15 protein-coding genes are annotated in these 13,232 nt (G+C 61.7%); 5 read left to right on the plus strand and 10 right to left on the minus strand.

The genetic code is table 11. The annotated features are described in order from the left end of the window. Positions 1 to 28 precede the first annotated feature (28 nt). Together nadD and PSH76_RS26570 are read right to left on the minus strand one after the other, a co-directional pair. Positions 29 to 673, minus strand: a complete 645-nt coding sequence (gene nadD, locus PSH76_RS26565; RefSeq protein ID WP_003194480.1) for a nicotinate-nucleotide adenylyltransferase — start codon at positions 671 to 673, stop codon at positions 29 to 31. Next, complete coding sequence (locus PSH76_RS26570) at positions 673 to 1,938, minus strand: glutamate-5-semialdehyde dehydrogenase (protein ID WP_305493182.1); 1,266 nt, start codon at positions 1,936 to 1,938, stop codon at positions 673 to 675. The genes nadD and PSH76_RS26570 overlap by 1 nt, the downstream gene beginning before the upstream one ends. 175 nt (positions 1,939 to 2,113) lie before the next feature. Between PSH76_RS26570 and PSH76_RS26575 the strand changes: the two genes are divergently transcribed. Both PSH76_RS26575 and PSH76_RS26580 read left to right on the plus strand, forming a co-directional pair. Beyond that, complete coding sequence (locus PSH76_RS26575) at positions 2,114 to 2,797, plus strand: DNA-3-methyladenine glycosylase (protein WP_278915578.1); 684 nt, start codon at positions 2,114 to 2,116, stop codon at positions 2,795 to 2,797. Positions 2,798 to 2,949: 152 nt separating this feature from the next. Next, positions 2,950 to 4,266: a bifunctional DedA family/phosphatase PAP2 family protein gene (locus tag PSH76_RS26580; RefSeq protein WP_305493183.1), complete on the plus strand. Its 1,317-nt coding sequence runs from the start codon at positions 2,950 to 2,952 to the stop codon at positions 4,264 to 4,266. On the opposite strand, the gene PSH76_RS26585 is transcribed toward PSH76_RS26580, so the two are convergent. The 4 genes from PSH76_RS26585 to PSH76_RS26600 all read right to left on the minus strand — a co-directional run bounded on the left by PSH76_RS26585 (position 4,260) and on the right by PSH76_RS26600 (position 6,255). Beyond that, on the minus strand, positions 4,260 to 4,475 hold the full coding sequence (locus PSH76_RS26585; protein WP_032895144.1) for a hypothetical protein: 216 nt from the start codon (positions 4,473 to 4,475) through the stop codon (positions 4,260 to 4,262). The genes PSH76_RS26580 and PSH76_RS26585 overlap by 7 nt on opposite strands. 100 nt (positions 4,476 to 4,575) lie before the next feature. Continuing rightward, on the minus strand, positions 4,576 to 5,166 hold the full coding sequence (locus PSH76_RS26590) for an LON peptidase substrate-binding domain-containing protein (protein WP_047711863.1): 591 nt from the start codon (positions 5,164 to 5,166) through the stop codon (positions 4,576 to 4,578). 22 nt (positions 5,167 to 5,188) lie between these two features. Further along, the gene (locus PSH76_RS26595; RefSeq protein ID WP_032895141.1) at positions 5,189 to 5,905 is read right to left on the minus strand and encodes an LrgB family protein; all 717 of its coding nucleotides are present in this window, start codon (positions 5,903 to 5,905) and stop codon (positions 5,189 to 5,191) included. Next, the gene (locus PSH76_RS26600) at positions 5,902 to 6,255 is read right to left on the minus strand and encodes a CidA/LrgA family protein (protein WP_003194494.1); all 354 of its coding nucleotides are present in this window, start codon (positions 6,253 to 6,255) and stop codon (positions 5,902 to 5,904) included. The genes PSH76_RS26595 and PSH76_RS26600 overlap by 4 nt, the downstream gene beginning before the upstream one ends. 182 nt (positions 6,256 to 6,437) lie before the next feature. Here PSH76_RS26600 and PSH76_RS26605 point away from each other — a divergent pair, with 182 nt between their 5' ends. The 3 genes from PSH76_RS26605 (at position 6,438) to PSH76_RS26615 (ending at position 9,479) form a co-directional block, all read left to right on the plus strand. Then, positions 6,438 to 6,893 carry a MaoC family dehydratase gene (locus tag PSH76_RS26605; protein ID WP_003194496.1) on the plus strand — a complete coding sequence of 152 codons (456 nt, stop codon included), beginning with the start codon at positions 6,438 to 6,440 and terminating at the stop codon, positions 6,891 to 6,893. A gap of 196 nt (positions 6,894 to 7,089) precedes the next feature. Then, entirely contained in the window at positions 7,090 to 8,808 is a 1,719-nt protein-coding gene (locus PSH76_RS26610) for a C13 family peptidase (protein WP_305493184.1), read from the plus strand. Positions 8,809 to 8,837: 29 nt separating this feature from the next. Further along, positions 8,838 to 9,479, plus strand: coding sequence for an oxidoreductase (locus tag PSH76_RS26615; protein WP_305493185.1), 642 nt, complete (start codon positions 8,838 to 8,840; stop codon positions 9,477 to 9,479). Positions 9,480 to 9,986: 507 nt separating this feature from the next. Here the strand turns inward: PSH76_RS26615 and PSH76_RS26620 are convergent. The 4 genes from PSH76_RS26620 to PSH76_RS26635 all read right to left on the minus strand — a co-directional run bounded on the left by PSH76_RS26620 (position 9,987) and on the right by PSH76_RS26635 (position 13,140). Next, positions 9,987 to 10,271, minus strand: coding sequence for a YceK/YidQ family lipoprotein (locus PSH76_RS26620; RefSeq protein ID WP_305493186.1), 285 nt, complete (start codon positions 10,269 to 10,271; stop codon positions 9,987 to 9,989). After that, the gene (gene ubiX, locus PSH76_RS26625) at positions 10,264 to 10,893 is read right to left on the minus strand and encodes a flavin prenyltransferase UbiX (protein ID WP_032895136.1); all 630 of its coding nucleotides are present in this window, start codon (positions 10,891 to 10,893) and stop codon (positions 10,264 to 10,266) included. Before ubiX ends, PSH76_RS26620 begins: the two co-directional genes overlap by 8 nt. Further along, positions 10,890 to 12,239: a UDP-N-acetylmuramate:L-alanyl-gamma-D-glutamyl-meso-diaminopimelate ligase gene (gene mpl, locus PSH76_RS26630; RefSeq protein ID WP_305493187.1), complete on the minus strand. Its 1,350-nt coding sequence runs from the start codon at positions 12,237 to 12,239 to the stop codon at positions 10,890 to 10,892. The genes ubiX and mpl overlap by 4 nt, the downstream gene beginning before the upstream one ends. Before the next feature lie 109 nt (positions 12,240 to 12,348). After that, the gene (locus tag PSH76_RS26635) at positions 12,349 to 13,140 is read right to left on the minus strand and encodes a hypothetical protein (RefSeq protein ID WP_305493188.1); all 792 of its coding nucleotides are present in this window, start codon (positions 13,138 to 13,140) and stop codon (positions 12,349 to 12,351) included. Positions 13,141 to 13,232: the final 92 nt, after the last annotated feature.

Consider the following 13,232-nt stretch of genomic DNA (forward strand, 5'->3'; position numbering starts at 1 on the left):
CACGGTTCGTGCGTTCAAGCGCGCCTTTTTAGTTCGACGCACGGTAAAGCCCGTGCGCATCGATGTAGGCCAGGACCGCGTCAGGCACCAGGAAACGTACCGACTTCCCGCTGGCCAGCAGTTGACGGATCTGGGTGGCGGACACCGCAAGCGGGGTCTGCCAGACGAATGCAATATTCCCGTTCGGCCCGGTCAGGGCCAAGGGGTCACTTACCGACCGCGCGGCCAGCAGGTTGCGCAAGGCATCCGGCGGTTCGCTGTCGGCATCCGGGCGTTGCAAAACCAGGATGTGGCAATGCTGGAGGAGTTCCTCCCAGCGGTGCCAAGAGGGCAGGCCGCAAAATGCGTCCCAGCCCAAAAGCAGAAACAATGGGTCATCTGCAGCCAATTCGGCGCGCATCAGCTCCAGGGTGTCGATAGTGTAGGACGGTTTATCGCGCTTGAGTTCGCGATCGTCCACCACCAGCGGCGATATACCTTCTACGGCAACACGCACCATTTCCAGGCGTTGCTCGGCGGCCACCTGCGGCGTGTCGCGGTGGGGCGGCCGGAAATTGGGCAGCAGGCGCAGCTCATCCAGCGCAAGGGCATCCGCAACTTCCAGGGCACTGCGCAAATGGCCGATGTGCACGGGGTCGAAAGTACCGCCGAGCAGCCCGATGCGTTTAGTCATCAAGTGCGCACATGACCGTCGCCAAACACCACGTACTTCTCACTGGTCAGCCCTTCGAGGCCCACCGGGCCGCGTGCGTGGAGCTTGTCGGTAGAAATACCGATCTCAGCCCCAAGGCCATACTCGAAGCCGTCGGCAAAACGCGTCGAGGCGTTGACCATCACCGAAGCGGAATCCACTTCGTTGAGGAAACGCCGGGCATCGCTGAAATGCTCGGAAACGATGGAGTCAGTGTGCTTGGAGCCATAGGTATTGATGTGTTCGATGGCCTGGTCCAGATCGTCGACGATGCGGATCGACAGGATCGGGGCCGTGTACTCGGTGTACCAGTCCTGCTCGGTCGCCTCGATGACGTCCGCGCCCAGCAACGCACGGGTGCGCTCGCAACCGCGCAGCTCTACCGACTTGTCACGGTAAATGGCAGCCAGCGGCGGCAGCACGCGCTCGGCAATGCCGGCGTGCACCAGCAGGGTTTCCATGGTGTTGCACGGCGCGTAGCGGTGGGTCTTGGCGTTGTCGGCGATGCGGATCGCCTTGTCGAGGTCGGCGGCAATGTCGATGAACACATGGCAAACGCCGTCCAGGTGCTTGATAACGGGCACCTTGGCATCGCGGCTAACGCGCTCGATCAGGCTCTTGCCACCTCGCGGTACGATCACGTCGACGAATTCCGGCATGGTGATCAGCGCGCCCACGGCGGCACGGTCGGTGGTTTCCACCACTTGCACCACTTCGGCTGGCAACTCGGCCACGGCCAGGCCCTGCTGGATGCAGCCGGCGATGGCGCGGTTGGAATTGATCGCCTCGGAGCCGCCACGCAGGATGGTGGCGTTGCCCGACTTCAGGCACAGGCTCGCGGCGTCGATGGTCACGTTCGGGCGCGACTCATAGATGATGCCGATCACGCCCAGGGGCACGCGCATCTTGCCTACCTGAATGCCGGACGGCAGGTAACGCATGTCGCGAATTTCACCGATGGGGTCAGGCAGCTTGGCTACCTGACGCAAGCCTTCGATCATGTCGTCGATACGCGCCGGGGTCAGCGCCAGGCGGTCCAGCAGGGCTGGCTCCAGGCCATTAGCGCGCCCATTGGCCAGGTCCAGCTCGTTGGCGGCAGTCAGCTCGGAGCGCGAAGCATCCAGAGCATCGGCAGCCGCCAGCAGCGCACGGTTCTTCTGCGCAGTACTCGCACGGGCGATCAACCGCGAGGCCTGCCGGGCAGCGCGACCCAGGCGGGTCATGTAGTCAAGAACGGACTCAGTCATGGTCAGGGAGTCTTGGCAAAGAGGAAAGCGGCAGATTATAGCTGTGACGCCGCCCGACTGACAGCGGTGAGGGGCGGATGGTCGAAATGAACTGTAAAAACCCCAGGTTCAGGCGTAATTAAGGTGAGAGTTGTTATGATTCGGTCACATTTAGCCGTATCAACCCTTGACCGCCATGCCCGACTTTTCGCCCCAGCTCCCCGCCAGCCCCCTGCCCGATAGCTTCTTCGACCGCGACGCGCAACTGCTTGCGCGCCAATTACTCGGAAAAGTCATTCGCCATCGCGTGGGCGATCTCTGGCTTTCGGCGCGAATTATTGAAACCGAAGCCTATTACGTGGCCGAAAAAGGCAGCCACGCCTCACTCGGCTACACAGAAAAGCGTAAGGCTTTGTTTCTGGATGGTGGCCATATCTACATGTACTACGCCCGTGGCGGTGATTCGCTGAATTTCAGCGCCCATGGCCCGGGCAATGCCGTGTTGATCAAATCGGCTTATCCCTGGGTCGATGACGTTTCCGGCGCAGCGAGCCTGGCGCAGATGCTGTTGAACAACCCCAACCCCGATGGCAGCCCACGCCCCTCGCAAAAACTGTGTGCGGGCCAGACGCTGCTGTGCAAGGCACTGGGCCTGAAAGTGCCGATGTGGGATGCCAAGCGCTTCGACCAGGAACAGCTGTATGTCGAAGACGTGGGCCAGGTGCCCACGCAAATTATCCAGACCACGCGCCTGGGCATCCCCAGCGGGCGCGATGAGCACTTGATGTACCGCTTCGTCGATGCTGGCTATGCGCCTTATTGCACGCGGAACCCGCTGCGTCGGGGGCAGGTCGAAGGCCGGGATTATTTTTTGATTTAACCCGCGACACATCCCATGTGGGAGCTGGCTTGCCTGCGATAGCGGTGGGTCAGGCAACTTCAATGCTGGCCATGCCGCCGCCATCGCAGGCAAGCCAGCTCCCACAACTGAATCTTCAGTGTTTTTGAATATGTATGCATGGAGTGGATTGTATGGGCCAATGGCTCGATAGCATCACCGGCTGGTTGACCCTCAACCCACAATGGCTGGCAGCAGCGGTGTTTATCGTCGCGTGCGTGGAGTGCCTGGCGATTGCCGGGCTGATCGTGCCAGGCACGGTGTTGCTGTTTGCAATCGCCGCGTTGGCCGGCAGCGGCGCGCTGTCGTTGAGTGAAACCCTGCTGCTGGGCTTCCTCGGCGGCTTGTTGGGCGACGGCGTCTCCTATTACCTGGGCCGCCATTTCCATCAGAACATCCGGCGCCTGCCCGGCCTGCGCCAGCATCCTGAATGGATGAACGGCGCAGAAACCTACTTCCACAAGTACGGGATCGCCAGCCTGTTGGTCGGACGTTTCATTGGCCCATTGCGTCCCATGCTGCCCATGGTCGCGGGTATGTGCGACATGCCCTTCCCGCGCTTTGCCGCCGTGAGCATCATTGCCGCAGCGGGCTGGACCGTGGCCTATCTGCTGCCAGGCTGGGCCGCCGGCGCCGCGTTCCGCCTGCCGTTGCCGGAAGGCTTCTGGCCGGAAGCGGCGATTATCGCGGCGTGCCTTGCGGTACTGTTGGGGCTGAGTGTGAACAGCAGTTGGCGTGGGCATCGGCGTGCCACCTTGTGGATCGGTTGCGTCAGCCTGGTGTTGTTGATCGCGCTGTTTATCGGCTACCCCCACCTCAATGACTTCGACCAGGGCCTGAGTGCACTGGTGCAGGAACATCGCAGCCCGTGGCTGGACGAAGTGATGGTGCGGGTCACCCAACTGGGCGAGTTCAAGAAGATGTTTTTCGCCAGCGCCGTGTTCACTGGCCTGTTGCTGCTGGCACGGCAATGGCGCCATGCCGTGTTTGTCGGCGCCACCCTCGCCGGCGCGGCAGTGATCAACACCGGCACCAAGCTGTTCTTTGCCCGTGGCCGCCCGGAAATCCTCACCGACCCGCTGACCAGCTTCAGCATGCCCAGCGGCCATGCCTCCGGTGCATTTGCCTTCTTCCTGGCGCTCGCGGTATTGGCCGGTCGCGGCCAACCCACGCGGCTGCGCCTGACCTGGATGCTGCTGGGCTGCATTCCCGCGGCGTTCATTGCCCTGTCACGGGTGTACCTGGGCGCCCACTGGCCGACGGACATCCTGGCCGGCACGTTGCTGGCGATGACCGTGTGTGCGTTCAGCCTGACGGCCATCCAGTACCGCAGCCCATTGCCAGCCATGTCGCAAAAAGCCTGGTGGCTGGTGCTGCCCGCCGTGGTGGCCGTGCTCGGTTTTATCGCCTTTACCGGCACGCCCCACGCCCTGCTCAGGTACGCCTACTGACCCTTGGCCGGGCCGATCCAGTCCACGGAGGCGCTGCGCCGTTCAACGCAACGTTCGCGGCGCTCCAGCAGCATCTCATCGGCCACTTCGGCGGCGCGCTCGGCGATGTACTCCGCGCCCCGCGAGGCTTGCTGCTGGAGTAATTGCGTGGTCACGCTGACAAAATAAGCGTCCCACGCGACTTGTTCCGAGGGTGTCAGCCGAATCATGGTTATCTCCGATCATTGTTGTGTGATCGGAAAATAGTGCAGGCGACGCAGTGGAGACGACCGAGCAAAGTCTGAAAGCTCTGTCAGGCAAATCCGAACCTCAGGTGAACAGCTCGCCCTGCAGTTCATCGAGCAACATCTGGATCGCATCCAGCCGTTGCTGTGGGTCGTCCAGTTGCAGCAAGTCGATCTTGTCGGCCTCGGTAAACGGCAGCAGATAGGCCAACCGGTTGCCCAGGGCTTGCTGGCCTTCGACGTCACCGCCCATGTCCAGCGAAGCCACCATCGGGTGCTCGGCCAGGGCCTCAAGCAACGCCAGCAAGTCGGCGTCTTCTTCGCCCAGTGGCGGGTCCGGCAACTCTTGCAACCATTGCACGTCGGCCACCAGCAATTGGTCTTTCTGTACGTCGGTCTCATGCACGCGGAAACGACGCCCCCCTTCGACGCGAATGCCCAGCAGGCCGTTGTCCTGCTGTTTGAAGTCACGAATCAGCGCTTCACAGCCGACAAGCGCATAACCGTCAGGGGCCATGCCCACCTCTGAGCCATCCAGGATGCACACCACACCAAAGCCTTCGCCCTTTTTCATGCAACGGCCGATCATGTCCAGGTAGCGCGCCTCGAATATCTGCAAGTCGAGGGTGCAGCCCGGGAACAGCACAGTGTTGAGGGGGAATAGCGCCAGACTCATAACGGCTTCCTTAAAACCTGGTTTAAACAATGACCGACACCGCCAACGGCAGGAACACCGCCGTGGCCACGCCCATCAAACTCATGGCCAGCGCCGCGAAGGCGCCGCATTCTTCGCTTTCCTGCAAGGCCACCGAGGTGCCGACGGCGTGGGCGGTCATGCCCAAAGCCATGCCGCGCGCTTCGGGGCTGCGTACACCCAGGCGCGTCAAGAGCGCTGGGCCGATCATCGCGCCGACCACCCCAGTGATCAACACAAACACCGCTGCCAAGGCCGCCACGCCGCCGATCTGCTCGGCCACCAACATGGCAATCGGCGAGGTCACTGATTTGGGCGCCATGGTCATCAACACTCTGTGTTCGGCACCAAACCACCACCCCAACGCCACACAAAGGCCGGTGGCCAACACCCCGCCTACCACCAGCGTAGTAAAAATCGGCCAGAACAATTGGCGAATCCGTCGCAGGTTCAGATAAAGCGGCACCGCCAGGGCCACGGTCGCAGGCCCCAGCAGGATGCCCATGATCTCGGTGCTCTTGCGGTATTCGGCGTAGCTCAGGCCGCAGGTGAGCAGCACGCCGATCACCAGCAACATCGACACCAGCACCGGCTGCAGGAAGATCCAGCGGGTTTTCTCGAACCCCGCCAGCACCAATTGATAGGCGCCCAGGGTGATACCGATACCGAACAGCGGGTGATGAATGACCGCCGTCCAGGCGCCCTGCCAGTCGAGGATCATTGGTCCTTCTCCTTGCGCTTGACCATCTGCTGCATCAGCACACCGACAAAGCCCATGGCGATCACCAGCGACAACACCAACGCCCCGACGATGGCCCAGAAATCCGCCACGATGTCCTTGGCGTACACCATCACCCCCACGGCCGGCGGCACCAGCAGCAGCGGCAGGTAACGCAACAGGCTGCCGGCCGCCAGGCTCAGGGGCTCGCCGACTTCACCCCGCCAGACCAGAAAGCCCAGCATCAGCAACAAGCCGATGATCGGCCCCGGCAGCACCGGCACCAGCAAATGATTGATCGCGGTGCCGATCAATTGAAACAGCACCAGCCAGGTCAGGCCACGTAACAGCATCCCGCTCTCTCCCCCTCAACGCTCGCGTGCATTATAAGCATGCCCGCCCTATGCTCCGGCATTCGCCAAAAGCATCTTGGGTTGACCGGGCTGATTGCCCATGATGATCTACATTGGTTCTCTGTCACCGATAAAAACGCCCGTTACCGATGGGCAAAAATGATGAACCAAGGAGAGACGCAATGCCCTATGTACCCGTAGCGCAGCTCAAAGATTACGTCGGCAAGGAACTGGGACGTTCCGAATGGCTCACCATCGACCAGGCGCGTATCAACCTGTTCGCAGAAGCCACTGGCGATCATCAGTTCATCCACGTCGACCCGGTCAAGGCGGCGCAAACCCCGTTCGGCAGCACCATCGCCCACGGGTTTCTGTCGCTGTCGCTGATGCCCAAGCTGATGGAAGACATCCTGATCATGCCCGAAGGCTTGAAGATGGCCGTCAACTACGGCCTGGACAGCGTGCGCTTTATCCAGCCGGTGAAAGTGAATTCCAAGGTGCGCCTGAACGTCACCCTCACTGACGTCACCGAGAAGAAGCCGGGCCAATGGCTGTTCAAGGCCACCGCCACCCTGGAAATCGAAGGCCAGGAGAAGCCGGCTTACATTGCCGAGTCGCTGTCACTGTGCTTCGTATAACCACCACACCCCCACTGTAGGAGCGAGCTTGCTCGCGAAGGTCGTCATCGATAACGCGTGCTGGCTGAACAAATGCGGCGCCTGTGAGTTTTTCGCGGGCAAGCCCGCTCCTACAGGTGATGGATCCTGCGCATAGACCACTAGGTTCGGCACCCCGGCTACGGCATACTCGGCGCTCAATTATCCGGATCCCGCTATGCGCCCACTCGCTCCCCTTGCCCTTGCCCTGTTGCTCACCGCTTGCGGAGACGGCGAATCGCTGTTGCCGCCCGATGCGCGCCTGCCCGATGGCGGCCGCTACCGTGGCGATGTGGTCAACGGTTTGCTGCAAGGCCAAGGCCGCGTGGACTACCCCAATGGCAGCTGGTACGCCGGCCAGTTCGACAAAGGCCAGTGGCACGGCCAGGGCGAATGGCACGGCAGCAATGGCGAAGTCTATAAAGGCGAATTCAAGCAGGGCCTGTTTGATGGCCAGGGCAGCCTGACCACTTCGGGCAGCAGCTACGTGGGCGGCTTCAAGAACGGTCGACGCAACGGCGAAGGCACCCTCAAAGAGGGGCAGATGACTTATCGCGGCGAATTCCAGGACGACCAGTACTCAGGCCTGGGCCGCCTGGAACTGGCCGACGGCAGCCAGTACCAGGGCCAGTTCGCCCACGGCAAGCCCAATGGCGAAGGCCAGCGCAATGACGACAGCGGCAACCAGTTCAGCGGCCGCTTTGTCGATGGCCAACTGGAAGGCAATGGCACTTTTAATAGCGCCGAAGGCGATATCTATGTCGGCCAGTTCAAGCAGAACCAGCTCAACGGTAAAGGTCGCTACGAGAACGCCGACGGCGATGTATGGATCGGCCAGTTCAAGGAAGGCGCGCTGACCGGCAAAGGCGAACTGATCGGCGTCGATGGCAGCCACTATGTCGGCCAGTTCAGTGACTGGCGCTTTACCGGCGAAGGGCGTCTGAACCTCACCGATGGCAGTTTCTATATCGGAGGTTTCGACAGCGACAACTATCAAGGCCGTGGCACCCTGGTGCTCACCGACGGCACCGTGCAGTCCGGCACCTGGGTCAACGGCCTGCGCGTGCGCGACGCCGAGGGCACGCTGCTGCCCGACCCACTGGAGACCGGCATACTGGCCCAAGGCCGCTTGCTCGATGACGCCCTGGCAGCCGTGCCCGCGTCCACCCCGGCCGTGGAGCTGTACACTCTGGTGCTGGCCGGTGACGGCAAACAAAGCGTGTTCCTGCGCGAAGCCGATTACGTCAGCAACCTGCTCGCTACCCGCTTCGGCGCGCGCGGGCAAGTGCGCCTGGTCAACCACCGCGACCATATCGCCGACCGCCCCCTGGCCACCCGCGAAAGCCTGCGCCGCTCCGTGCAAACCCTGGCCGAACGCACCGGGCCGGAAGACCTGGTGTTCATTTACATGACCAGCCATGGCACCCATGAACATGAACTGGTGCTCGACCAACCGCGCATGGAACTGGCCGACCTGCCCGCCGATGAACTGGCGGCCGTGCTCGCACCACTGAAAAACCGTGACAAGGTCATCGTGATCTCCGCCTGTTACTCCGGCGGCTTCATACCGGCGCTCAAAGATGAGCGCACCCTGATCATGACCGCCTCCCGTGCAGACCGCGTGTCGTTCGGCTGCTCGGAAGAAGCAGACTTCACCTACTTCGGCGATGCCCTTTTCGCACAAGCCTTCAACCAAACGGATGATTTGCAACACGCCTTCAAACTGGCACAACTGCACGTGGCCGAACGCGAACAGGCGGACAATTTCGAAGCCTCCGAACCGCAGATCTGGGCGCCTAAAAGCGTGATCGCCCATTGGCAATTATTACGTAAACAGCAGGCACGAAAGGCGCTCGAAAGCGTCTCAATGAATAGCAAGGAAGCCAAAGGCAACTAAGCTGTAACGTGTAACAAGGGGGAAACACCATGTACCTGACACCGCAGCATATCTTGCTGGCCGGGGCTTCCGGCCTCACGGGCGAACACCTGCTCGACCGCCTGCTCAACGAACCCACCGTGACCCGCGTGCTGGCACCCAGCCGCAAACCATTGGCTGAACATCCACGCCTGGAAAACCCGGTGGGCGACCCGGCGGTGTTCCTGCCGCAACTGAGCGGCCGCGTGGATATCGCCTTCTGCTGCCTGGGCACCACAATCAAAAAGGCTGGCTCGGAAGCTGCGTTCCGTGCGGTCGACCTGGACATGGTGGTGGCCTTCGCCAAGCGCGCACGGGAACTGGGCGCGCGGCACCTGATCGTGATCAGTGCGATTGGCGCCGACCCGAAATCCTCGGTGTTCTACAACCGGGTCAAGGGAGAAATGGAACTGGCGCTACAAGCGCAAGACTGGCCGCAGCTGACCATCGTACGTCCGTCGCTGCTGCTGGGCGAACGACTGGAACCGCGCCTGGCCGAGCAGTTGGCCGGGCCTTTGTCACGGCTTATTCCGGGCAAGTACCACGGTATTGAAGTCTGCGAACTGGCCCGCGCCATGTGGCGCCTGGCGCTGGAAGAACAGGATGGCGTGCGGGTGGTGGAATCGGACGAGGTGCGCAAGCTCGGCAAGTAATGATGCTGGGCTGGTACTGGCCTCATCGCAGCATCGGTATCTACACAACTCTGTAGCGCTCAACGCAAACCACGATGCGAAGCGAGCCGCTCTTGATCTTGCTCTTGATCTGCTTGTGATCTTGATCTCAGGCGCCCCGTTAAACCACGCTGGCCGAACGCAGGCTTGAATTCGTGGGTAACCCGGCAGGACGCCGGGTTAGCCGCCCCGCGCCATGGATGGCGCGTGGCGGCGGCCCACGGATTCAAGCCTGCGTTCGGGCACACCGAGCCTAAGCGAGGTGCCGAGTGGTGGGGCAAGAGCGTTTTGCTTACTTTTGCGCTTTTCAAAAGTGAGCCGCTGTCAGAGCGGAACCCTAAGTAGCCGTTACCTAAATAACGGATATGTACTCGGTCAAATCCAACATCCTGGTCGGCTGTCAGGCCGCCATCGCAGGCAAGCCAGCTCCCACATTTGGGATCGCGGGGCGTCAGGTAGATATGCGCTGACCGCCAGGCAGCCACTGCCTTACAGCCCGCCCGTGGCGTTGAAGCCCACACCCAGCACCGTCAACACCGACAGTGGCAACAACAAGGTATCGAACAGCGCACTGGCCGGCAGGTCGAGCTGTGGATAGCTCGGCGCCTCGGCGCCAAAGCGGTCCTTGGCGCAACAGCCACCATTGATCGCATACAGATCCAGCCGCGTGCCGGCATACACCACCGGTGCGCCCGGTTGCGCCGCATCCAGCGTGCGCGCCGTGGCGCAGCCGGTAAGTTGCAGCGCCATCAACAGCAGCAGCGCTTTATTCATCGCCGCCCAGATGGTGCTCACCCCAACGCGGCAGCATGTCCTGGGGAATGTTCAACAGGTTGAGAATGCGCGCCACCACAAAGTCCACCAGGTCATCGATGGTCTGCGGCTGGTGATAGAAGCCAGGCGACGCCGGCAAAATGGTCACGCCCATGTTCGACAACTTGAGCATGTGCTCCAGGTGAATGCTCGAATACGGTGCTTCGCGCGGCACCAGGATCAATTGGCGGCGCTCCTTCAAGGTCACGTCCGCCGCCCGTTCGATCAGGTTGTTGCAGGCACCCGTGGCAATCGCCGACAAGGTACCGGTGGAGCATGGCACCACCACCATGGCCGCCGGCGCACCGGAGCCCGAAGCTACCGGCGACATCCAGTCTTCTTTGCCGTAGACCTTGATCTGCCCCGCCGCCGCACCGGTGTACTCGGTGAGGAACGCCTGCATCATCTGCACTTTGGAAGGCAGCGCTACATCAGTCTCGGTCGCCAACACCAACTGCGCCGCCTTGGAGATCAGAAAATGCACCTCACGGTCTTCACGCACCAGGCAATCGAGCAGGCGCAGGCCATAGGGCGCACCGGATGCGCCAGTCATCGCCAGGGTAATGCGCTCCGGCCCGCTCATTTCAACGCCTCGGCCAGCTTGCCGTGCAGACCGCCGAAGCCGCCGTTGCTCATGACCACCACGTGGGTGCCGGGCTGGGCCAAGGACTTCACCTGCTCAATGATGCCTTCCAGCGAATCGCAAACTGTCGAAGGTATGGTGCACAGCGCAGCAATGCCCGGCAAATCCCAGCCGAGGTTGGCTGGCGCATACCACACCACCTGGTCGGCATCGTTGACGCTTTCTGGCAGGCCATCACGGTGCGCGCCGAGCTTCATGGAGTTGGAACGCGGTTCGACGATCGCGATGATCTGCGCATCGCCGACGCGCTTGCGCAGGCCATCCAGGGTGGTGGCAATTGCGGTTGGGTGGTGGGCAAAGTCGTCGTAAATGGTAATCCCATTCACGTCGGCGACTTTCTCCATGCGCCGCTTCACACTCTTGAATGCGCTCAAGGCGGCAATGCCCATGGCCGGCACCACGCCAACATGCCGGGCGGCAGCCAGGCTCACCAAGGCATTAGCCACGTTGTGCTGGCCAGTCATGCCCCAATCGACGATGCCTTGGGCCTGGCCTTCGAACAGCACTTCAAACCGCGAACCGTCATCGCTGAGCAACCTGGCCTGCCACTGCCCGCCCGCGCCGGTGGTTTGCACCGGGGTCCAGCAGCCCATGTCGATCACACGCTGCAACGCAGGCTCGGTAGTGGGATGAATGACCAGGCCTTCGCTGGGAATGGTGCGCACCAAGTGGTGGAACTGCCGCTCAATCGCCGGCAGATCGGGGAAGATATCTGCGTGATCGAACTCAAGGTTATTCAGGATCGCCGTGCGCGGGCGGTAGTGGACGAACTTGGAGCGCTTGTCGAAAAAGGCGCTGTCGTACTCATCGGCCTCGATCACAAAAAACGGTGTCTCACCCAGGCGCGCCGACACCGAGAAGTTTTGCGGCACACCGCCAATCAGGAAGCCCGGGCTCATGCCTGCATGCTCCAGCACCCAGGCCAGCATGCTGCTGGTGGTGGTCTTGCCGTGGGTGCCCGCCACTGCCAGGACCCAACGGCCTTGCAGCACATGGTCGGCCAGCCACTGAGGGCCGGAGACGTAAGGCAAGCCTTTGTTCAGTACGTATTCCACCGCCGGGTTGCCGCGCGACATAGCGTTGCCGATGACGACCAGGTCCGGCACCGGGTCGAATTGCGAAGGGTCGTAGCCTTGCGTCAGCTCAATCCCTTGCGCCTGTAGCTGCGTGCTCATGGGTGGATAAACATTGGCATCGGAGCCTGTTACGTGATGGCCCAGCTCTTTGGCCAGAACCGCCATCGAACCCATGAACGTACCGCAGATACCCAGAATATGAATGTGCATAGTCGACCTCGTAAACATCGAGGCAGGTTAGCGTAGGGTGGGAAAGTTCGCACGCATTAGCTGAGGGCGAAACGCCCGCCGGTAGGATCCGGCGGGCAAAAGCGATGACTTAAACCGTGGTGCCCGCGTTGTTAAGCTCAGCGCTTTTCAAGGTCATGATTCGGTCAGCGGTTTTTTTCAAGGCATGGTACCGACGCTCGATCACGCCTAAGCGGCCACCGGTACCAGGGGACGTTTGCGACTCGATGTGAGGTTTGAAAATCAGCTCGTTGTCCTCGGCAATTTGTTTCATATGGGTTTCTGAAACGTCCAGTAACTGCTCAAGGTTACTCATGCGTGCCCCGCGCTCCTTGGGCCAGGCGTCGTCCATGACAAGCCGGTCTCCGGTGTTTCCCGCCAGCGTGATGATGAGATTGGCAAACTCCAGCAGCACCTTTTCTACGCGATCCAGATGGCGTGTGGCCCCAGGCGCAGGCTCATCGGGTGTGGATGGCGTAACGACTGGCGGCGCTGGCTTCTGACCGGCTTGCACACCGCCAGGCAAATGCGGTGGCGGAGGCGGCACCGGCGACGGTACGTATTGGCCCTTGATCGCTTCCCCCGCAGCCACGGACCCGGCATAAGCGCCCACATTGATCGGCGCGCTGACCATGCCATTGATGCCTGCGTTGATGAACGCGTCCTTGACCATCTTGCCGGTAGAGGGCGATGTAGAAATAACGCCCGCCTTGACCAGCCTGTCGGCATCCAACAGCCGCTGGGTGACATCGGCCACACTGACCTTGGGCGATTCCGCCGGTTTTACAGGGGGGGTGCCACCGAGAGGGGGCGTCTGAGGCCCCTTGGTCAGCGCGTCCTTGAGCCTACTGGCCGTCGACTGGCCTGAACTGCCCGCGGTCACGCTGGTGCCAGAGGTGTCGTGGGTTGTCGTCGGTTTTTTCCCTCCCGTCGCGGTTTGGGGCCGGGTAGGCGTGGGACTGACCGGGGCCGGCG

It is taken from the genome of Pseudomonas sp. FP215, from assembly GCF_030687795.1.
In the GTDB taxonomy this organism is placed as follows: domain Bacteria; phylum Pseudomonadota; class Gammaproteobacteria; order Pseudomonadales; family Pseudomonadaceae; genus Aquipseudomonas; species Aquipseudomonas salmasensis.

Bases quoted from the DNA above. Each gene is read 5' to 3' on its own strand.
- nadD (WP_003194480.1), bottom strand. From the start codon at position 673: ATGACTAAACGCATCGGGCTGCTCGGCGGTACTTTCGACCCCGTGCAC.
- PSH76_RS26570 (WP_305493182.1), bottom strand. From the start codon at position 1,938: ATGACTGAGTCCGTTCTTGACTACATGACCCGCCTGGGTCGCGCTGCC.
- PSH76_RS26575 (WP_278915578.1), top strand. From the start codon at position 2,114: ATGCCCGACTTTTCGCCCCAGCTCCCCGCCAGCCCCCTGCCCGATAGC.
- PSH76_RS26580 (WP_305493183.1), top strand. From the start codon at position 2,950: ATGGGCCAATGGCTCGATAGCATCACCGGCTGGTTGACCCTCAACCCA.
- PSH76_RS26585 (WP_032895144.1), bottom strand. From the start codon at position 4,475: ATGATTCGGCTGACACCCTCGGAACAAGTCGCGTGGGACGCTTATTTT.
- PSH76_RS26590 (WP_047711863.1), bottom strand. From the start codon at position 5,166: ATGAGTCTGGCGCTATTCCCCCTCAACACTGTGCTGTTCCCGGGCTGC.
- PSH76_RS26595 (WP_032895141.1), bottom strand. From the start codon at position 5,905: ATGATCCTCGACTGGCAGGGCGCCTGGACGGCGGTCATTCATCACCCG.
- PSH76_RS26600 (WP_003194494.1), bottom strand. From the start codon at position 6,255: ATGCTGTTACGTGGCCTGACCTGGCTGGTGCTGTTTCAATTGATCGGC.
- PSH76_RS26605 (WP_003194496.1), top strand. From the start codon at position 6,438: ATGCCCTATGTACCCGTAGCGCAGCTCAAAGATTACGTCGGCAAGGAA.
- PSH76_RS26610 (WP_305493184.1), top strand. From the start codon at position 7,090: ATGCGCCCACTCGCTCCCCTTGCCCTTGCCCTGTTGCTCACCGCTTGC.
- PSH76_RS26615 (WP_305493185.1), top strand. From the start codon at position 8,838: ATGTACCTGACACCGCAGCATATCTTGCTGGCCGGGGCTTCCGGCCTC.
- PSH76_RS26620 (WP_305493186.1), bottom strand. From the start codon at position 10,271: ATGAATAAAGCGCTGCTGCTGTTGATGGCGCTGCAACTTACCGGCTGC.
- ubiX (WP_032895136.1), bottom strand. From the start codon at position 10,893: ATGAGCGGGCCGGAGCGCATTACCCTGGCGATGACTGGCGCATCCGGT.
- mpl (WP_305493187.1), bottom strand. From the start codon at position 12,239: ATGCACATTCATATTCTGGGTATCTGCGGTACGTTCATGGGTTCGATG.